This is a genomic window from Microlunatus sagamiharensis, assembly GCF_900105785.1.
Lineage (GTDB): Bacteria > Actinomycetota > Actinomycetes > Propionibacteriales > Propionibacteriaceae > Microlunatus > Microlunatus sagamiharensis.
Genome location: NZ_LT629799.1, coordinates 2141889 through 2160430 on the forward strand (window position 1 = coordinate 2141889; position 18542 = coordinate 2160430).

General features: G+C 73.4%; 18 protein-coding genes and 1 tRNA gene. 6 read left to right on the plus strand and 13 right to left on the minus strand.

Annotated features, from left to right (window positions below; genetic code table 11):
* Positions 1 to 152: 152 nt before the first annotated feature.
* From ftsX to prfB, 3 genes are all read right to left on the minus strand, one after another.
* Positions 153 to 1067, minus strand: coding sequence for a permease-like cell division protein FtsX (ftsX, locus tag BLU42_RS09725; RefSeq protein ID WP_091074261.1), 915 nt, complete (start codon positions 1065 to 1067; stop codon positions 153 to 155).
* A 19-nt stretch (positions 1068 to 1086) separates the two neighbouring features.
* Positions 1087 to 1773 carry a cell division ATP-binding protein FtsE gene (gene ftsE, locus BLU42_RS09730; protein WP_091074262.1) on the minus strand — a complete coding sequence of 229 codons (687 nt, stop codon included), beginning with the start codon at positions 1771 to 1773 and terminating at the stop codon, positions 1087 to 1089.
* 139 nt (positions 1774 to 1912) lie between these two features.
* A complete protein-coding gene (gene prfB / locus BLU42_RS09735; RefSeq protein ID WP_091074263.1) occupies positions 1913 to 3025 on the minus strand; it encodes a peptide chain release factor 2 in 1113 nt (370 codons plus the stop codon).
* A 65-nt stretch (positions 3026 to 3090) separates the two neighbouring features.
* On the opposite strand from prfB, the gene BLU42_RS09740 reads away from it, so the two are divergent.
* The gene (locus BLU42_RS09740) at positions 3091 to 4035 is read left to right on the plus strand and encodes an ROK family protein (RefSeq protein WP_231918540.1); all 945 of its coding nucleotides are present in this window, start codon (positions 3091 to 3093) and stop codon (positions 4033 to 4035) included.
* On the opposite strand, the gene BLU42_RS09745 is transcribed toward BLU42_RS09740, so the two are convergent.
* Positions 4032 to 4478: a hypothetical protein gene (locus BLU42_RS09745; RefSeq protein WP_091074264.1), complete on the minus strand. Its 447-nt coding sequence runs from the start codon at positions 4476 to 4478 to the stop codon at positions 4032 to 4034. The genes BLU42_RS09740 and BLU42_RS09745 overlap by 4 nt on opposite strands.
* 48 nt (positions 4479 to 4526) lie before the next feature.
* Positions 4527 to 4829, minus strand: a complete 303-nt coding sequence (locus BLU42_RS09750; protein WP_091074265.1) for a hypothetical protein — start codon at positions 4827 to 4829, stop codon at positions 4527 to 4529.
* A 132-nt stretch (positions 4830 to 4961) separates the two neighbouring features.
* Between BLU42_RS09750 and BLU42_RS09755 the strand changes: the two genes are divergently transcribed.
* Positions 4962 to 5035 (plus strand) — tRNA-Val (locus tag BLU42_RS09755).
* Positions 5036 to 5107: 72 nt separating this feature from the next.
* Entirely contained in the window at positions 5108 to 6106 is a 999-nt protein-coding gene (locus tag BLU42_RS09760; RefSeq protein WP_091074266.1) for a hypothetical protein, read from the plus strand.
* A gap of 31 nt (positions 6107 to 6137) precedes the next feature.
* On the opposite strand, the gene BLU42_RS09765 is transcribed toward BLU42_RS09760, so the two are convergent.
* Positions 6138 to 9152, minus strand: a complete 3015-nt coding sequence (locus BLU42_RS09765; RefSeq protein WP_172825777.1) for an adenylate/guanylate cyclase domain-containing protein — start codon at positions 9150 to 9152, stop codon at positions 6138 to 6140.
* Positions 9153 to 9524: 372 nt separating this feature from the next.
* Here BLU42_RS09765 and BLU42_RS20860 point away from each other — a divergent pair, with 372 nt between their 5' ends.
* Entirely contained in the window at positions 9525 to 10202 is a 678-nt protein-coding gene (locus BLU42_RS20860; protein WP_172825778.1) for a Crp/Fnr family transcriptional regulator, read from the plus strand.
* Positions 10203 to 10226: 24 nt separating this feature from the next.
* Here BLU42_RS20860 and BLU42_RS09775 read toward each other — a convergent pair whose 3' ends face one another.
* From BLU42_RS09775 to BLU42_RS09785, 3 genes are all read right to left on the minus strand, one after another.
* Positions 10227 to 10670, minus strand: a complete 444-nt coding sequence (locus BLU42_RS09775; RefSeq protein ID WP_091074268.1) for a nitroreductase family deazaflavin-dependent oxidoreductase — start codon at positions 10668 to 10670, stop codon at positions 10227 to 10229.
* Positions 10671 to 10860: 190 nt separating this feature from the next.
* Positions 10861 to 11349, minus strand: a complete 489-nt coding sequence (locus tag BLU42_RS09780; protein WP_091074269.1) for a peroxiredoxin — start codon at positions 11347 to 11349, stop codon at positions 10861 to 10863.
* The gene (locus BLU42_RS09785; RefSeq protein WP_091074270.1) at positions 11346 to 11771 is read right to left on the minus strand and encodes a DUF3052 domain-containing protein; all 426 of its coding nucleotides are present in this window, start codon (positions 11769 to 11771) and stop codon (positions 11346 to 11348) included. Before BLU42_RS09785 ends, BLU42_RS09780 begins: the two co-directional genes overlap by 4 nt.
* Positions 11772 to 12013: 242 nt before the next feature.
* Between BLU42_RS09785 and aceE the strand changes: the two genes are divergently transcribed.
* Both aceE and BLU42_RS09795 read left to right on the plus strand, forming a co-directional pair.
* Positions 12014 to 14818, plus strand: a complete 2805-nt coding sequence (aceE, locus tag BLU42_RS09790; RefSeq protein WP_091074271.1) for a pyruvate dehydrogenase (acetyl-transferring), homodimeric type — start codon at positions 12014 to 12016, stop codon at positions 14816 to 14818.
* Positions 14819 to 15112: 294 nt separating this feature from the next.
* Complete coding sequence (locus tag BLU42_RS09795; protein ID WP_091074272.1) at positions 15113 to 15412, plus strand: hypothetical protein; 300 nt, start codon at positions 15113 to 15115, stop codon at positions 15410 to 15412.
* Position 15413: 1 nt separating this feature from the next.
* Here BLU42_RS09795 and BLU42_RS09800 read toward each other — a convergent pair whose 3' ends face one another.
* The 4 genes from BLU42_RS09800 to BLU42_RS09815 form a co-directional block, all read right to left on the minus strand.
* Positions 15414 to 15935: a DUF1990 family protein gene (locus BLU42_RS09800; RefSeq protein ID WP_091074273.1), complete on the minus strand. Its 522-nt coding sequence runs from the start codon at positions 15933 to 15935 to the stop codon at positions 15414 to 15416.
* A gap of 10 nt (positions 15936 to 15945) precedes the next feature.
* A complete protein-coding gene (locus tag BLU42_RS21380) occupies positions 15946 to 16614 on the minus strand; it encodes a class I SAM-dependent methyltransferase (protein WP_091074274.1) in 669 nt (222 codons plus the stop codon).
* The gene (locus BLU42_RS09810; protein ID WP_091074275.1) at positions 16611 to 17387 is read right to left on the minus strand and encodes an inositol monophosphatase family protein; all 777 of its coding nucleotides are present in this window, start codon (positions 17385 to 17387) and stop codon (positions 16611 to 16613) included. Before BLU42_RS09810 ends, BLU42_RS21380 begins: the two co-directional genes overlap by 4 nt.
* A gap of 74 nt (positions 17388 to 17461) precedes the next feature.
* A complete protein-coding gene (locus BLU42_RS09815; protein ID WP_231918541.1) occupies positions 17462 to 18496 on the minus strand; it encodes a PHP domain-containing protein in 1035 nt (344 codons plus the stop codon).
* Positions 18497 to 18542 lie beyond the last annotated feature (46 nt).

Genomic DNA, 18542 nt, shown 5'->3' on the forward strand with positions numbered 1-18542 from the left:
TGACCAGTGGTCGAGCGGGCGGAACCGGGGCCGGGTTCAGGAGTCCGAAGCCAGGGAGGCGAGGACGGCGGAGACGACCAGGCCCACCGCTCGAGGAGCGGTGGGCCTGGATCAGCGGCTCGAGGTCGAGCCGGCGGGACAGCGTACGGACGTCAGACGCGCAGGTACTTCCGCGTCGTGACGAGCGTCGGGATGATCGCCAGGACCAGGCCCACGAGGGCGACGCCGAGCATGGCCAGGCCGGTCTGGCTCCAGCCGATCCAGGGGATCGAGCGGATGGCCGGCTCGGCGCGCTGCATGACGATGAAGTAGACGCCGGCGGCGAGGGTCCCGCAGGCCAGCGCGGCCCCGACGAGGGCCGAGAAGACGGCCTCGAGCAGGAACGGCAGCGTGATGTAGAGGTTGCTCGCGCCGACCAGGCGCATGATGCCGATCTCCCGCCGTCGGGCGAACGTGGCCAGCCTGATGGTGTTGCCGATCTGCAGGGCCGCGGCGACGAGCAGCAGCGCGGAGGCGATGATCGTCCCCCACTGCACGAAGTTCAGGGCGTTGAAGAAGGGGTCGAGGTACTGGCGGAGGTCCTGGACCTTCTGCACCCCGCGCAGCCCCTGCACCGAGCTGACGACGCCCTGGTACTCCTCCGGGTTCTTGAGCTTGACCCGGAAGGACTCCTGCATCTGGTCGACCGTCAGCGAGTCGCGGATGGGGCTGCCCGCGTACGCCCGCTGGAACTCGTCGTACGCCATCTGCTTGGTCTCGAAGTAGACGCCGTCGGCCGCGACCTCGGGGTTGGACAGCAGCGTCTGCTGGATGACCTGCTTCTGGGCGTCGGTCGCGTCGGTGCCGGGGTCGCAGTTGTCGCCCTGGACGTCGGCGGTGCACAGGAAGATCGAGATCTCGATCTTGTCGTACCAGCGGCCCTTCATGAGGTCGACCTGCTGGCTGGCCAGCAGGCCCGCGCCGAACAGGGACAGCGAGACCCACATGGTCATGATGACCGCGAGGGTCATCGTCAGGTTCTGGCGCAGACCGGCGCCGGTCTCGGAGAAGATGTGACGGAAACGCATCAGCTGTCCTTCTGGGTGCTCACTGGTACCCGTACACGCCACGGCTCTGGTCGCGCACGACCTCGCCGTCGTCGAGCTCGATGACCCGCTTGCGCATCTGGTCGACGATCGTCGAGTCGTGCGTCGCCATCAGCACGGTCGTGTCCGCGCGGTTGATGCGGTCGAGCAGCTTCATGATGCCGATGCTGGTGGCCGGGTCCAGGTTTCCGGTCGGCTCGTCGGCGATGAGGATCATCGGGCGGTTGACGAACGCGCGGGCGATCGCCACGCGCTGCTGCTCCCCGCCGGACAGCTCCTCGGGCAGGCGTCCGCCCTTGCCGTCGAGCCCGACGAGCTCGAGGACCTCGGGGACGACCCGCTTGATGGTGGACTGCGGCTTGCCGATCACCTGGAGGGCGAAGGCGACGTTGTCGGTGACCGTCTTGTTCGGCAGCAGCCGGAAGTCCTGGAACACGGTGCCGATCTGGCGGCGCATCGCCGGGATCTTCCAGCTGTGCAGCTTGCCGAGGTCGCGGCCGGCCACGAAGACCTTGCCGCGCGTGGCGCGCTGCTCGCGCAGGATGAGCCGCAGGAAGGTCGACTTGCCCGAGCCCGAGGCGCCGACGAGGAAGACGAACTCACCCTTGTCGATGTCGACGTTGACGCGGTCCAGCGCTGCACGGCGCTGGCCGTCGTAGGTCTTGGAGACGCTCTCGAAACGGATCACTGGCTTGGTCCCGGCCGGGTAGGAAGCTCCGTCCCAGCCTCACGCTGGGCCAGACGGCCGCGTCCACTGTAGGTGAGCGCGGCGCTCGCCCCCCTCACCTCGGACCCGGGCGCGCCGGGCCGCCCCGGTCGAGCGGGGCTCAGGCCTCGACGTGGTCGCGCATGCGCCAGCGGATGCCCGAGTCGATGAACCCGTCGATGTCGCCGTCGAAGACCGCGTCGGGCGAGGAGACCTCGAAGTCGGTCCGGAGGTCCTTGACCATCTGGTAGGGGTGCAGGACGTAGGACCGCATCTGCGAGCCCCAGCTGTTGCCCCCGTCGCCCTTGAGCGCGTTCATCTCCGCCTCGCGGTCGTGGCGCGCCTTCTCCAGCAGCCGGGACTGCAGCACGCGCAGCGCGGCCGCCTTGTTCTGCAGCTGGGACTTCTCGTTCTGGCAGGAGACGACGATGCCGGTCGGCAGGTGGGTGAGCCGGACGGCGGAGTCGGTCGTGTTGACGCTCTGGCCGCCCGGGCCCGAGGAGCGGAAGACGTCGACGCGCAGGTCGGCCTCGGGGATGTCGATGTGGTCGGTCGACTCGGTGACCGGCAGCACCTCGACACCGGCGAAGGACGTCTGGCGCCGGCCCTGGTTGTCGAAGGGCGAGATGCGCACGAGGCGGTGGGTGCCCTGCTCCACCGAGAGCGTGCCGTAGGCGTACGGGGCCCGGACCTCGAAGGTCGTCGACTTGATCCCCGCCTCCTCGGCGTAGGACGTGTCGAAGACCTCGATGCCGTACTTGTGCCGCTCGGCCCAGCGCAGGTACATCCGCTGGAGCATCTCGGCGAAGTCGGCCGCGTCGACGCCGCCGGCTTCGGAGCGGATCGTCACGAGCGCGTCGCGCTCGTCGTACTCCCCCGCCAGCAGCGTGCGGACCTCGAGGGCGTCGATCGTCTTGCGCAGACCGGCCAGCTCCGCCTCGGCCTCGACCATGCTGGCGTCGTCGCCCTCCTCCTGGCCGAGCTCGACGAGCACGGACAGGTCGTCCAGGCGCGAGCGCAGGCTGGTGAGCCGGTCGACGTCGGCCTGGAGGCGCGAGAGCCGGGAGGTCACCTGCTGCGCGTGCTCGACGTCGTCCCAGAGGTCGGGTGCGGCGACCTGCTCCTCGAGCCCGGCGATCTCGCGCCGCTTGGCCTCGGGGTCGAGGACGGCCTCGATCGAGGAGAGGGCGCGCTCGAGCTCGGGGATCGCCACGGAGAAGTCGGTACCAGCCACGACGTGCGAGTCTAGGTGACCCTGTGCGGATGCAGATCGGCTCCGCGCGTACGAGGGGAGCACGCGTGCCCGAGGCTGCGCCCGAGGTGGTCCTGGCCGTCGACGTCGGCGGCACCAAGATGGCGCTGGCCCTCGTGGACGACACCGGCACGGTGCTCGCCGAGGAGCTGCGCCCGACCCCGGCCGAGGCGGACCCCGAGCGGGTGGTGGCTCCGCTGCTCGACGCGGTGGCCGCCCTCGTCCGTCGCCTCTCGGCCGCCGAGGGGCCGCTGCGGGTCGGGATCTCCTCGGCCGGGCCGTTGGACGCGCCCGCCGGCACCGTCTCACCGGTGAACATCGGCGCGTGGCGCGGCTTCCCGCTGGTCGAGCGCGTGCACGCCGCTATCGCAGCGGAGACGGACCGCCCGGTCGTCGTCGGGCTGGCCAACGACGGCCACTGCTTCACCCTCGGCGAGCACTGGCTGGGCGCGGGGCGCGACGTGGCCTCGATGGTCGGGATGGTCCTCTCGACCGGCGTCGGGGCCGGCGCGGTGCTCGACGACCGGCTCTTCGGTGGGACGACGGGCAACGCCGTGCACCTCGGCCACATCAGCGTGAACGCCTGGGGCGCACGCTGCGTGTGCGGCGGCCACGGGTGCGTGGAGATGTACGCCCGCGGACCGGCCATGGTCGCCGCCGCGCAGCAGCGCGGCTGGACCGGTGGCACCGACGCCAGGGCGCTGACCGCCGACGCCCGTGCCGGCGACCCGGTGGCCCTCGCCGTGATCGACGAGGGCATGCGTGCGCTGGCGGCCGGGATCGCCACGACGGCGACGGAGCTCGACGTGACGACGTTCGTCCTCGGCGGCGGGGTGTCGAAGGCCGGAGAGGTCGTCCTCGGGCCGCTGCGGCGGCACCTGCCCGACTTCGCCGTGCTCCCCTACGTCACCGACCTCGAGGTCAGACCCGCCGTGCTCGAGAACGCGGGGCTCCTCGGCGCCGCGGCGCTCGCCCTGCGCCTGGAGGCCTAACCGGAGCGACGCCCGCTCGGGTCGTCCGGCTCGTCCGGCTCGTCCGACGCTTCGGGGTCGGGCCGGCGGAGCTCCTCGACCCGGACCCAGGTCTCGCCGAGCGGACGCTCGCGCACGGGCCGGTCGCCGATCCACAGCAGCACGAAGGCCGCGAAGGACAGCGCGAGGGCCAGCACCGGACCGAAGACGAGGACGAAGACCAGCGCGAGGGCGAGCACGTCGAGGCCCAGGGCGATCAGCGCGCGCCGGGGGGTGAGCCGGCTGCGCCGGGCCCGCCAGGTCACGTACGCGACCCACGGCACCATCGCCACGAGCGTCACGCCGAGCGCGAAGCCCGACATGCCGCCGGTGAAGGCGCCCGCGACCAGCCGCAGCATCGCCACGAGCCCGATCGCCCCGGTCAGGACGCCGAGCGCGGTCCGCGCGCCGAGGGTGGTGCTCATGGCGCGTCAGCGTACGACCCGGTGGCCGCCCGTCCCGCCTGCGCCGGGTCAGGCGTAGCCGAGCGACTCCTGCAGCGCGCGGACGCGGGCGAGGTCGTCGGCGAACCCGTCGGCCGCGGTGAGGTCGTGCTGGTCGTCGTCGCTCATCACGACGTAGTGGACCGTCTCGACCACGGCGCGCTGCTGGCGGGCGGTGTACTCGTCCCAGTGGGCAAGGATCCGGGCCAGGCCGGCGTGGGCGGCGAAGGCACGGTCGATGTCGAGCCGGTCGTTGCCGTGCAGCGCGCCCTCGAGCATCGCCCGGTGGGCGGTGAGCGTCTCGCGCAGCACGACGACCTCGTCGGTGGTCACGCGCTCAAGGCTAGGGCCGCTGGGCGTCATCTCGACCCTGGTTCGTCCCGGGTCCTCGGGTCGCCCGCCGTTCGGTGCGAGAATGGCGGACCCCGAACGCGGCCGATCAGCATGGCCGGCCGCCGGGGACGCGGGAGCATAGCTCAGCTGGTCAGAGCACCTGCCTTACAAGCAGGGGGTCGGGGGTTCGAGCCCCTCTGCTCCCACCGCGTCATCGGGCTTCCCCGGCCTGAGGGTTTCTGTCATGGTTCGGATGACCCCCGAGCAAGGACACCCCGATGACGCGAGCCCTCAGCACCACGACGCACCCCTCCCCCGCGCTCCACCGACGCCTGGTGGCGGTGGTGCTGGCCGTGCTGCTCAGCCTGCTGATCGCCGCCGCGGGTCCGTCGACGCCGGCCTCGGCCGACGACCCTCCGACCCTGCCCGTGCCCAGCGTGCCGGACCGGCTCGGCGTCTCCGGCTACGACCTCGAGACCGACGCCGTCGCCGACGTGGTGGCCGGGAGCACCGGCAACAACCTGTTGCTCCGCTTCGACGCGGGCGGTCCACTGACCGACGGCACGGTCGTCCTCACGCTGCCGCGCCCGGCCTGGCGCTCACCCCTGCGAGTCGGCTACACCCTCGGCCTCGACGACCCCACGCTCGCGGGCAGCGTCGTCGTCCGGCCGAACGAGCAGTTCGGCGAGCTCGGCCCGGACGACTGCCGCGGCACCTCCGGCCCGCCGACCGTCACGGTCCTGAACACCGCGAAGGCGCAGATCGCCGTCGTCACCCACCTGACCTGCCGGCCCGGGCAGTCGGTGACGCTGCGGGTGTTCGACGTGCAGGCGCCCAAGTCCGTCGGTCGCTACGTGCTCCCGGTGTCGGTGTCCGACGCCAGCGGCCAGCGGAAGCCGTCGCAGGTGGCCCTGCGCGTGGTGCGCAAGCCCACGACCAGCCTCCGCGTCGACGTGCCGGCAACCGTGCACATCGCCGCCCCGACGCCGGTGCTGGTGCGCGCCGTCCGCCGCGACGGCCGCCTCGACACGGCCTACCGAGGGACGGTTCTGCTCCGCGCGGTCGACCGGCCCGACTGCACCTTCGACCTCCGCGAGCCCGTCACCTTCACGGCCGCGGACGGCGGGGTGAAGGTGCTGAGCTTCTCCGTGTCGACCCAGCAGTCGCACCGCATCGATGTCTCTGACGTCAACCACCGCGCCAACGCCGCAAGCAGCGACCCCTACGAGGTCGTGGGCGAGCTCGTACCCGTCACCTGCTCGGTCTCCTACCACTGAGGCAGCACGTCACAGGTCGTGGAGGCCGGGTTCAGGAGGCGCAGCGCTCTGCGAGCGCCCGGCTGGGCCCGGCGGCGACAGCCAGGCCGGCCCGCTCGAAGCCGGCGACCGCCGCCTCCGCCTCGCGGAACGCGGTCGCCCGGTCGCCCGTGGCCTCGGCCACGAGACCGAGCGTGTGGTGCACGTCGGCAGCCGTCAGCTGGTTGCCGACCTGCTCGGCGAGAGCGAGCGCCCGCACGGCCAGCGTGCGGGAGCGGTCGTGCTCGCCCATCAGGAAGAGCTCGCAGGCCTGGTTGCCGTACGCCATCGCGCGGCCGGCCTCGATGCCTGCCTGCTCGAAGACGACACCCGCGAGCCGGTAGGCGTCCTCTGCGGCGCGGTGGTCCCCGCGGTCCGCGTGCACGAGCCCGAGGTTGAGCCGGCACCCGCCCATCTCCTCCATCAACCCGGCCTGGGTGGCGAGCCGGAGACCTTCGGTCAGGGTCTCCTCCGCGGCGTCGAGCTCCCCGGAGGTCTGCTGGAGCGAGCCGAGCAGGCGGAACGCGGTGCACAGCCCGGCCCGGTCGCCGGCGCGCTCGAGGTCGTCGATCGCCCGCGCGGCGTGCTCACGGGCGGCCGCCAGCTCGCCCAGCAGGGTCTCGGCCCGCACCAGCTGCAGGAGGAGCAGCCCGGCCACGCCGTCGCCCGGGTCGCCCGCGTCCAGGCCGACGTGCAGCGTCCGCACCGCACCCTCCAGGTCGCCCGAGACCGAGAGCGCCCAGCTCCGCTCGTTCGCGAGCAGCCGGACGTCACCGCCGGGCGCGGCCGCGTCCGCCTCGTCGAGCAGGGCGAGCGCGTCCGCGTAGCGGCCCTCGCGGCGCAGCACGGAGGCCTCGCCCGCCCAGGGCCGCGCGTCGCCGCCGCGCCGGCGCGCCTCGCCGTAGAGCTCGCGCGCGCGGGCGTGCTCGCCGCGCTCGGCCCAGACGTCGGCCAGATCGGTCGCGAGCTCGGCGAGCTCCTCGGGCGCGACCGTACGGGCGGCCTCCACCGCCCGGCTGAGCGCCAGCACGGCTGAGTCCTGGGCGAGGAGGCGGCGGGCGTGCCCGGCCGCCCGCCGCAGCCACGGCAGGGCGCCGGCCAGGTCGCCGGCGAGGTAGAGGTGCTCCGCCAGCAGGGCCACCACCTCCTCCGACGGCTCCTCGACCGCGGCGAGGGCGTCCGCGACCCGCGCGTGGACCCGCTGGCGGCGTCGCGCCGTGAGCCGGGCGACGAGCAGGTCACGCACGAGGGCGTTCTCGAAGCGCCACGAGGTGACGATGCCGGAGGCCCCGTCCACCGGTCCCGCCCGTAGGACGTCGGCCGCGCGCAGGGCGGCGACCTGAGCCGCGCAGTCGTCGACGGAGAGGCCGGTCACCTGGCGCAGCAGGGCCGCCGGGACGGTGAGACCGATCACCGCGGCCACCGTCGCCACCCGGGCGGCCGCCGGCGGCAGGGCGTCGAGCCGGGCCGCGAGCAGCCCCTCGAGCGTGGCCGGCACCGAGTGCGCGTCGGCGACCAGCCGGACGAAGCCGTGCCGCTCCTCGAGCAGGCCCTCGAGCCGGAGCTGGCGGACGGTCTCGCGGACCATCAGCGGGTTGCCCTGGCCGCGGTCGGCGACGTGGGCCACGAGCCGGTCGTCCGGGACCGGGCCGAGCTCGGCGGTGACGAGCTCGCGGACGTCCGACCCACCGAGCCCGGCCAGCCGCAGGGTGGTCACCTCGCGTGACCCGCCCTCCTGCGCGTCCCGCGTCCCGAGGCAGAGCAGCACCCCGGGTACGGGGTCGTCGACCAGCTGCCCCAGCACCTCCGCCGAGGCCGTGTCGAAGCTCTGCAGCCCGTCGGCCAGCAGCATGACCGGGCCCCGCGCCGCCAGGTCGACCAGCCAGGCCCGGACCGCGGTCCCCAGCTGCCGGCGCACCAGGTCGGGCGAGCGCGGGTGCAGCGCGTCGTCGGCGCCCCCGCGCCCGACCAGGACCGCGGTGAGCTGCGGGTCGACCGGCGCGTGGTCGTCGGCCGCCAGCGCGGCCAGCCCGTCCTCGGCGCGCGGGTAGCGGTGCTGCAGCGCGGTCGCGACCAGCGGGACCAGGCAGCGGTAGGGGCTCTGCGCGTGGACCGCACCGAGGAGCTCGACCACGGCGACGTCGACGACGCGCGCCGCCCGGCCCACCTCGGCCAGCAGCCGTGACTTCCCGGAGCCCGGCGGCCCGCTCACCCGCACCACCACGCCCTCGCCGGCGCGGGCCCGGTCCAGGCGGTCGGCGAGCACCGCCTGCTCGGTCTCGCGGCCCACCAGCGGACCACCCTCGGCGCCGCTCGCGGTTCCCCGCCCGAGGAGCCGGAAGGCCGGGACCGGGGTCGTCCGGCCCCTGACGCTGAGCTCGCCGAGGTCGGCGAACACGAACTCCTCGCCGACGAGCGCCCGCGTCGAGGCACCGACGTAGACCTGGCCCGCGGGCGCGAGCGTCTGCAGACGCTGTGCGAGGACGACGGACTCCCCCAGGACCGCGTAGTCCATGCGAGCCGTCCACCCGACGGTCCGGGCCACCACCGGCCCGGTGCTCACCCCGACGTGGAGCCGCAGCGGGGCCGCCGACCCGTCGGGGACGAGGCCGGTCAGCCCGGACAGCTCCGCCTGCATGTCGAGGGAGGCGTGGAGCGCCCGCGCCGCGTCGTCCTCGTGGGCCACGGGGGCGCCGAACAGGGCCAGCAGGGCGTCGCCGGCGAACTTCTCCACGTGGCCGTCGTAACGGCCGACGACCCGGGCGAGCCCGGCCAGGACGGGGTCGACCACGCCCTGGAGGTCCTCGGCGTCGAGCCGACCGGCCAGTGCGGTGAAGCCGGACAGGTCCGCGAAGACGGCGGTCACGAGCCGGCGCTCCTCCGCGGGACGCCCGCCCTCGAGCGTGATCCGGTCCGCCACCTGACGGCCCACGAACCCCCGCAGGAGCTCGACCAGGGCGTCGGGACCGTCGGCGTCGACCGGTTCGTCGACCGGCCCGGCGGCCGGCTCCGCGGGTGCGGCGTCCAACGTCCGTCCGCAGCGGGCGCAGAACCGGTCCCCGGCAACGGCCACCCGTCCGCAGGCGCACGTCGTGCCCGTCACGGGACCCTCAGGACCCGGCGGGTGTGGCGGCGGTGTGCACGCCCTCATTCTCCGCGCGTGCCCCGACGGCCCCGCCGCCGCCCTTGTGTCGCCGAGACGACAGACGGGCACGGCGGGCCACGCGACTCTTCTCCTGCGGGTCCGAGGACGGCCCGCCGGACGACGCGGGCGGGGTTGGGTCAACGCGTGGTCCGTCGGGGTCCCGGGGGGCCACCGGCAGCGGCCTGGGGGTGCCGCTGCCGGTGCGCGGGACCGACCGGCACCCGGGACCGGCCCTGGCGCTGCGATGCTGACCCGGTGCCCGCCACGACCGCTCCCGGAACCGGCCCGGGCGGCTTCCTGGCCCGGCTCCCCGTCCCCGGGCGGGACGCGGTGCTGGCCGCCGCCGTCCGGCGCAGCTGGGACCCCGGGGAGCTGCTGGTGCGCGACGGCGAGGACGCCACCGCCCTGCTCGTCGTCACCCAGGGGCATGCCGTCGTCCGCCTGCTCCTGCCGTCGGGGAGCCAGGTCACGCTCGCGGTCCTGGGGGCGGGCGACATCGTCGGCGAGGTCGGCCTCCTGAACCGCGACCACGAGCGGACGGCGGACGTCATCGCCCTCGACGCGGTGGAGGCCCTTGTGCTGCGCCGCCCCGCGTTCGACCGCATCCGGCGCAGCACGCCCGAGGTCGACGACTTCGTCATGCAGCTGATGGCTCGTCGGATCGACCGGCTGAGCCACCGCGTGGCCGAGGCCCACCACCTGCCGGCACCGCGCCGGGTCGCCCGCCGCCTGCACGAGGTGGGCCGGCTCTACGGCACCGACGAGGTGTCGGTCCGCGTCCCGCTCACGCAGGAGGACCTCGCCGGGCTGGCGGGCGCGGCCCGCCCGACGGTCAACGCGGCGCTGCGACGCCTCGAGCAGGACGGCGTCGTCCGCCTCGGTCGTGGCGGGGTGGAGATCCTCGACCAGCGCGAGCTGCGCCGGCGGTGCTGAGCGCGCCCGAATCCTGCCCGGGGTTCAGCGGCGCTCCGCCAGCAGCACCGGGATGAGCCGGTCGGTCTTGGTCTGGTACTCCGCGTACGGCGGGTAGGCCGCGACCGCGCGGTCCCACCACTCCTGGCGCTCGCCGCCGGACAGCTCGCGCACGCGGGCGTCCCAGCGCTCGGCCCCGTCCTGGACCATGATCGCGTCGGGGTCGGCGACGAGGTTGTGGTACCAGACGGGGTGCTCCGGCGCGCCGCCCTTGGAGGCGACCAGCGCGTACGCCCCGTCGTGCTCCACCTTCATCAGCGCCATCTTGCGGAGCTTGCCCGAGCGGCGGCCGCGGGTGGTGAAGATGACGACCGGCATCCCGGTGTCACCCAGCGTGCTCGCCTCGCGACCGTCGGTCGCCTCGTAGGTCGCGACCTGGTCGCGGACCCACTTCTCCGGGCTCGGCTCGTACTCACCTTCGAGGGGCATGAAGCCAGACTAAGCACCGGTCTCGAGCCCGTCCACGGCGCCTGAGCCTGCCGGACGTGGCCCTTCGACAAGCTCAGGGATCGTGGTCGGGACACTCTTGCTGGTCTCGATGCCGCCGGCCCGTCCACGATGCCTGAGCCTGTCGAAGGCCGCCCCTCGACGGACTCGTCGAGCCGCTTGACGAGGAGCGTCAGCGCGCGGAGGCGGTCCGCACGTGCTCGACGATGTCGCGGGCCTCGCCGATGCCGTTCACGACGCTCCAGGTGGTCGTCCCGGAGCCGTCGATCAGGAACGACCCGCGCAGCGCGCAGCCGGCCTCCTCGTCGAAGACCCCGTAGGCCCGGGCGATCTCCCCGTGCGGCCAGTGGTCGCTGAGCAGCTCGAAGGGCAGGTCCTCGGCCTCGGCGAAGGCGCGCAGGGTGAACATCGCGTCGCAGGACACCGCCACCACCCGTACGCCGGCCTCGGCCAGCTCGGCGTGGCCGGCCCGCAGGGCGCCGAGCTCACCGGTGCAGATGCCGGAGAAGGCCCAGGGGTAGAAGACCAGCAGCACGCGGGCGTGGTCGGTGCCGGAGAGCAGGTCGTCGAGCGTGACCGTCTCGCCGTGCTGGGTCCGGGCGCGCAGTCCGGGCGCCCGCTCCCCCACCTGCGGCGAGGCGCTCGGGGCGGGCGACGTCACCGACGCGTGCCGCGGGGGCGTACGAGCTTGGTGGCGGCCCAGTCGGTGGACACGGTGGCGCTGACGGTCTGCGCGAGCCCGGCGGTGATCGCGGCCTCGGACAGGTCGCTGGCGTCGACGTAGCCGTCACGGCCGACCTTGGGCGTCATGAGCCAGATGTGGCCGGTGTCCGCGAGGTCGGTCAGGGAGTCGACGAGCCCGTCGACCAGGTCGCCGTCCTCCTCGCGCCACCAGAGCAGCACGACGTCGACGGCCTCGACGGCCTCCTCGACCAGCTCGCCGCCGACGGCGTCCTCGACCGCGAGGCGGAGGTCCTCGTCGACGTCGTCGTCCCACCCGATCTCCTGGACGACCTGGCCAGCGGTGAGACCCAGCTTGCTGGCCACCTGGCTGTCGCCGGAGGCACCTGCCGCCGTGGTCACGCCACTCTCCTCTCGTCCGGCCCACCGAGGTGGACCACGTCTCGTACGGACAGCTTCGCCGTCGTGGGGGTGAGCATTTCACAGCCGCGCCCCACCAGGAAGGGGACGAGCGAACCCGCGCGCGTCGCACCCGCTCATCCCGCGCGTAGGAGCTGTCGGTGAGCGGTGACAGGATGGGGGGACGCACACGAGGGCGCGCGAGGCACCACCCGCGCCGCGCCGCCCGGGAACGAGGAGCATCGATGGCGAGCCAGACCGGCCAGACCAGCACGACCGGCGCGATCACCGGCGGCGGCCCCCGGCCGACCCTGACGGCGGAGGGCCTGGTCAACCAGGTCCCCGACATCGACCCCGAGGAGACGCAGGACTGGCTGGAGTCGCTCGACGACCTCCTCGACGAGAAGGGCAAGCACCGCGCCCGCTTCGTCATGCTGCAGCTGCTGGCCCGGGCGCGTGAGCGCCAGGTCGGCCTGCCGGCCCTTCGCAGCAGCGACTACGTCAACACGATCCCGCCGGAGGCGGAGCCCTGGTTCCCCGGCGAGGAGCACATCGAGCGCCGGCTGCGGGCGTACCTGCGCTGGAACGCCGCGATCATGGTCAGCAAGGCCAACCGCAAGGGCCTCGAGGTCGGCGGCCACATCGCGACCTACCAGAGCGCTGCGAGCCTCTACGAGGTCGGCTTCAACCACTTCTTCCGCGGCAAGGACCACCCCGGCGGCGGCGACCACATCTTCATCCAGGGCCACGCCTCCCCCGGCATCTACGCCCGCGCCTTCCTCGAGGGCCGGCTGAGCGCCGACCAGCTCGACGGCTTCCGCCAGGAGGTCTCGCGCGGGCCGGGCCGCGGCCTGTCGTCCTACCCGCACCCTCGCCTGATGCCGGAGTTCTGGGAGTTCCCGACGGTCTCCATGGGCCTCACGGGCATCAACTCGATCTACCAGGCGCGGTTCAACCGCTACATGGCCAACCGCGGGATCAAGGACACCTCCGACCAGCACGTCTGGGCGTTCATGGGCGACGGCGAGATGGGCGAGCCCGAGTCGCTCGGCGCCATCCGCGTCGCCGCACGCGAGGGCCTGGACAACCTGACCTACGTCATCAACTGCAACCTGCAGCAGCTCGACGGGCCGGTGACCGGCAACGGCAAGGTCGTGCAGGAGCTCGAGTCCTACTTCCTCGGCGCCGGCTGGCACGTGATCAAGGTCCTCTGGGGCCGTGACTGGGACCCGCTGCTGGCCGCCGACGCGTCCGGCGCGCTGGTCAACAAGATGAACACGACCCCGGACGGGCAGTACCAGACCTACCTGGTCGAGGACGGCGCCTACATCCGCCAGAACTTCTTCGGCGGCGACCCGCGGCTGTCCAAGATGGTCGCGGGCTTCAGCGACGAGCAGATCAAGCGGCTCTCGCGCGGCGGCCACGACTACCGCAAGGTGTACGCGGCGTTCAAGGCGGCCTCCGAGCACGTCGGGCAGCCGACCGTGATCCTCGCGCAGACCGTCAAGGGCTGGACGATCGACGCCCTCGAGGGCAAGAACGCCACCCACCAGATGAAGAAGCTGACGACGAAGGACCTCAAGGCCTTCCGCGACCGGCTCTACCTCGACATCCCCGACAGCCAGCTCGAGGACCCGTACAACCCGCCCTACTACCACCCGGGGCAGGACAACGAGGAGATCCAGTACCTGCAGGAGCGTCGTCGCGCGCTCGGCGGCTACATCCCCGAGCGCCGGGTCAACCCGACGATCGTCAAGCTCCCCGGCGACGAGATCTACGCGCCGCTGATGGAGCCGGCGGGCGGGGCCAAGGTCGCCACCACGCAGGCCTTCGTCCGGCTGCTGCGCGACCTCATGCGCGACAAGGAGATCGGCCAGCGCCTGGTGCCGATCGCGCCGGACGAGTTCCGCACGTTCGGCATGGACTCGATGTTCCCGACGGCCAAGCTCTACAACCCGCACGGGCAGACGTACGAGTCGGTCGACCGCAAGCTGCTGCTCTCCTACAAGGAGGCCAAGAACGGGCAGCTGCTCCACGAGGGCATCAGCGAGGCCGGCGCCATGGGCTCGGCGATCGCGGCCGGGTCGGCGTACTCGATGCACGGCGAGCCGATGATCCCGATGTACATCTTCTACTCGATGTTCGGGTTCCAGCGGACCGGTGACTCGATCTGGGCGATGGCCGACCAGATGTCGCGCGGCTTCCTCATCGGGGCCACCGCGGGCCGCACCACGCTCACCGGCGAGGGCCTGCAGCACGCCGACGGGCACTCCCCGCTGCTCGCGAGCACCAACCCGGCGGTCGTGCACTACGACCCCGCGTTCGCCTTCGAGATCGGGCACATCGTCAAGGACGGCCTGCGCCGGATGTACGGCCATGAGGACCCGGAGCACCCGGACGGCGAGAACCTCATCTACTACCTCACCGTCTACAACGAGCCGGTCGAGCAGCCGGGCGCGCCGGAGGGGCTCGACGTCGACGCCCTGCTGCGCGGGCTCTACCGCTTCAAGACCGCGCCGATCGACCCGCAGGGCAAGCCGCGCGCGCAGCTGCTGGCCTCCGGCGTCGCGATGGCCGCGGCGCTGCGGGCGCAGACGATGCTCGCCGACGAGTGGGGTGTGGCCGCCGACGTGTGGTCGGTGACCTCGTGGAACGAGCTGCGCCGTGACGCCGTGGAGACGGCGACGTGGAACCTCAACCACCCGGGCGAGGACCAGCGCTACCCGCACGTGACCCAGGTGCTGCACGGCGCCGAGGGCTCCGTCGTGGCGGTGAGCGACTACATGCGCGCTGTCCAGGACCAGATCGCGCCGTACGTCTACCAGCCGTGGACGTCGCTGGGCACCGACGGCTTCGGGTTCGCCGACACGCGTGCGGCCGCCCGGCGCTTCTTCGAGGTGGACGCCGAGTCGATCGTCGTCGCGACGCTGGAGAGCTTGGGCCGCGAGGGCCAGTACGACCGCGCTGCGGCCAAGCAGGCGTACGACAAGTACCAGGTCGGCGACCCCACCGCCGTCGCCGGTGTGGCGCAGGAGGGTGCGGGCGCGTAGCGCTCAGCGCTCCCTGAGCTGCCGAAGGGCTACGGGGTGGTCGGCGTCCTGCCGATCGCCTCGTGGCCCTTCTGCGTTGCCGGGGTCGAGAACGCCGACCTCTGACGAGGCCCTTCGACAGGCTCAGGGAGCATCCGAGCTGACGCTCCCTGAGCTCGTCGAAGGGCCACGAAGTGGTTGGCGTTCTGGGGCTGCGCCGATCGGGGTGGGGCCGGGGTCCGTCCTTGAGGTCTGCTTCAGGTGGAGCAGGCACTCTCGAACCATGACGCTCTCCACGCCCCTCGGGAACCGCTCGTGAACGCCGTGTCCGGCTTCGGCCTCGTGGACCTGATCGCCCTCGTGCTCGTCGTGTCCTCCGTTGCCGGGGCGCTGGCGTCGCGGCGCGGGATCCTCGGGGCGTTGTTCTCCGGGGTCGGGACCGCGATCTTCTGCTGGCTCGCCTGCCTCGCGCTAGTGGCCTGGGCGCCGGGCGCCGTCGGTCAGGCCGCGTCGTCGAGCGCGCTGCTCCAGCTGGTCCCTGTGCCCGGTCCGGCCCTGCAGCAGGCCCGTGAGCTCGGGAACTGGTTCGCCGGTCAGCTCGACGCGCGCGCCTGACCTAGTCGAAGCGGCGGACCAGCGCCCGTCGGTAGCGCCGCCGGACCACGCGCTGGACCACGAGCAGGACCGGGAAGGCGAGCGCCCACGGGCTCGGCGCCGGCCGGGTCAGCGAGCGCAGGGTCAGCCGCACGGTGCCGGACGGGTCGCGGGACACGACGAACGCCTCCTCGCCCGACACCGGATGGCCGGCCAGCGTCCCGTACGCGAAGCCGACGCGGTCCGGCTCGCGGCAGACGGCGACGACGCGCACGGGCTCGACGACCCAGACCGGGCCGAGGGGGAAGGTCACGCGGCACTCGTCGCCCTCCGCGACGGGGCCGGCCGGCTCGACGACGAACCCGCTCGCGGTCTTCACGCCCCAGCGCAGCACCCGGTTGACGGCGTCGTCCCAGGCGGCCGGCCCGTGCCCGACGACGACCGTGGACTCGTGCCGCAGGAGACCGGGCGGTCGAGCGGTCCAGGTGGCCGAGGCCGGTTCGGTGGCGCCCACGCAGGCGTAGGTCAGGGACCGGGGCGCCACCGACGGAGCCTCAGCCGACGGTGCGACGGGCGACCACCGCGTACAGGGGGTCGCCGCGGTAGCCGCGCTCCGGTGTGCGGAGCGAGACCTCCGGCTCGTCGAACCCCCCGGCGAGGCGCACGTACGCCGCGGCGATCGCGCATCGGGTGGGCTCATCGGCGTACAACCAGCCGGCGACCGCCTTGGAGGGGAAGAGCCGGTTGGAGAAGGTGAGCACGACCGGGGCGCCCGGGCGCAGGACCCGGGCGGCCTCGCGCAGGACCTGCACGGGCCGCACGAGGTAGTCGACCGAGACGCAGCACAGCACCGCGTCGAAGGAGGCGTCGGCGAAGGGCAGCACCGGGTCGGCGTTGAGGTCCTGCACGACCCGCTCGGTGGCCATCGGGTTGGCGCGCAGCTCGCTGGCGTTCATCCCGAGGACGACGAGCTCGGCGGGCGCCGTGCGCAGGTGCGAGACCCAGGACGACATCAGGTCGAGCACACGACGTGGCTCGCCGGCCGACCCGTCGACGCCGAGCTCGGCGTACAGGTCGGAGACGGCCGCGATGGCCCCGTCGTCGATGTGGGTGACCAGCCGTGCGGGTGCGTAGAAGGTCGCGTCCGGGCGCTCGTCCTCGCGGGCGAAGAAGCCGGGCGGGAAGGCGTCCTCGCCGGCCGCGCCCGCGTCGGGGGTGTTCACGCGGCGGCCGCGGCCGCCTCGGTCAGGGCCGTGCGCGTCTCGGCCACGGCCTGCCGGTTGCCGGCGACGAGCCAGCGCTGCTCACCGAGGAGGACCTCCTCGGCCACGCCGCCGGCGCCGATCACCAGCGCGGCGCCCGGGTACCAGTCCCACGGGTGCAGGTTCGCCTGGAGGAAGACGCCGATGCGGCCCGTGGCCACGCCGGCGAGGTCGACGGAGGCCGAGCCGAACATCCGCGTCGTCGCCGCGGTGGTCGTCGCGGCGTTCCAGGAGGCGGCCTTGGCGCGGTCGCGCAGGTGCGAGGCGTTGGAGTAGGTCGCGACCGAGACCTCGGCCAGCGGCCGGTCGGCCAGGGCCGGGAGCTCGCGGCCGTTCAGCGTCGTCGGGCGCCCGCGCCCGCCGACCCAGAGCTCGTCGCGCGCCGGGTAGTAGACGGCGCCGAGCAGCGGGCCCTCGCCGTCGACGAGCCCGACGGCCGAGCACCAGTACGGGATGCCGGAGAGGAAGTTGTAGGTGCCGTCGACCGGGTCGACGTACCAGGTGCGGCCGCTGCCCTCGTCGTTGCTGCGGGCGCCCTCCTCGCCGACGAGGCCGTCGTCGGGGCGCTCCGCGTTCAGCCGACCGACCACCAGCGACTCGGCGGCGTGGTCGGCCGCCGACACGACGTCGGAGATCGACGTCTTGTAGTGGGTCTCGAGCCCCGCGTCGAGCATCCGGGAGGCCAGGCCGCCCGCCTCACGTACGAGATCGGCCGCCAGCGCGTCGTCGTCCACGGGCTCGACCCTATGCCGTGGCGGCTCGGGGGCCGGGAGGACGCGAGACGGACCGGCGCTGGTCGAGCCCAGACTCAGCCCTTGTCGGCCCAGGCCAGCAGCCGGTCGACGTCCCAGGTGTTGACGATGCGGTCGGGGTCGAGCCCCAGCGCCTCGGCCCGCTCGCAGCCGTACGCGAGGAACTCCAGCTGCCCGGGCGCGTGCGCGTCGGTGTCGATGCTGAACAGGCAGCCCGCGTCGATCGCCTGCTGCAGCAGCCTCGTCGGCGGGTCGCGGCGCTCGGGGCGGGAGTTGATCTCGACCGCGACGTCGAAGGTCCGGCAGGCCTCGAAGACGACCTCGGCGTCGAAGACCGACTGCGGCCGGGTCCCGCGCGAGCCCTCGATGAGCCGGCCGGTGCAGTGGCCGAGGACGTTGGTGCGCTTGTTGGCGATCGCGCCGACCATGCGGTGCGTCATCGTCTCGGAGTCCGAGCGCAGCTTGGAGTGCACGCTCGCGACGACGACGTCGAGGCGGGCGAGCATCGCGTCGGTCTGGTCGAGCCCGCCGTCCTCGAGGATGTCGACCTCGATGCCCTGCAGGACCCGGAACGGCGCCAGCTCCTGGCCCAGCCGCGCGGTGAGGGCCATCTGCTCCTCCAGCCGCTCGGGGCTGAGCCCGTGCGCGACGGTCAGGCGCGGCGAGTGGTCGGTGATCACGCAGTACTCGTGGCCGAGCGCGCGGGCGGTCGCCATCATCTCCTCGACCGGGCTGCCGCCGTCGCTCCAGGTGGAGTGGGTGTGCAGGTCGCCGCGGATCTTCGACCGCAAGCCCGCGCCGCCCCCGGCGAGCGGCTCGCGGTCGTCGCGCAGCTGCTGGAGGTAGTCCGGGACCCGTCCGGCCATGGCCTGCGTGATGACGGTCGCCGTCTTGGGTCCGACCCCGGACGCCTTGGCCCAGGAGCCCTCCACCTGACGCTTCGCCCGCTCCTCCGCCGGCATCGCCTCGACCGCGTCGGCCGCGCCGCGGTAGGCGCGTACGCGGTAGGTGTCGGCCCGGGTGCGCTCCAGCAGGAAGCCGATCTCGCGCAGCACCGCGACCGGGTCCAGCGGCTCTCCCGCGTCGCCCACCGTCGTCCTCCTCCCGGCCGGACGCGATCGCCCGACCCCTACGCTC

What these genes read in the sequence shown, in the direction of transcription:
- ftsX (WP_091074261.1), bottom strand. Translation starts at nt 1,067, where the DNA reads ATGCGTTTCCGTCACATCTTCTCCGAGACCGGCGCCGGTCTGCGCCAG.
- BLU42_RS09745 (WP_091074264.1), bottom strand. Translation starts at nt 4,478, where the DNA reads ATGAGCACCACCCTCGGCGCGCGGACCGCGCTCGGCGTCCTGACCGGG.
- BLU42_RS09760 (WP_091074266.1), top strand. Translation starts at nt 5,108, where the DNA reads ATGACGCGAGCCCTCAGCACCACGACGCACCCCTCCCCCGCGCTCCAC.
- BLU42_RS09775 (WP_091074268.1), bottom strand. Translation starts at nt 10,670, where the DNA reads ATGCCCCTCGAAGGTGAGTACGAGCCGAGCCCGGAGAAGTGGGTCCGC.
- aceE (WP_091074271.1), top strand. Translation starts at nt 12,014, where the DNA reads ATGGCGAGCCAGACCGGCCAGACCAGCACGACCGGCGCGATCACCGGC.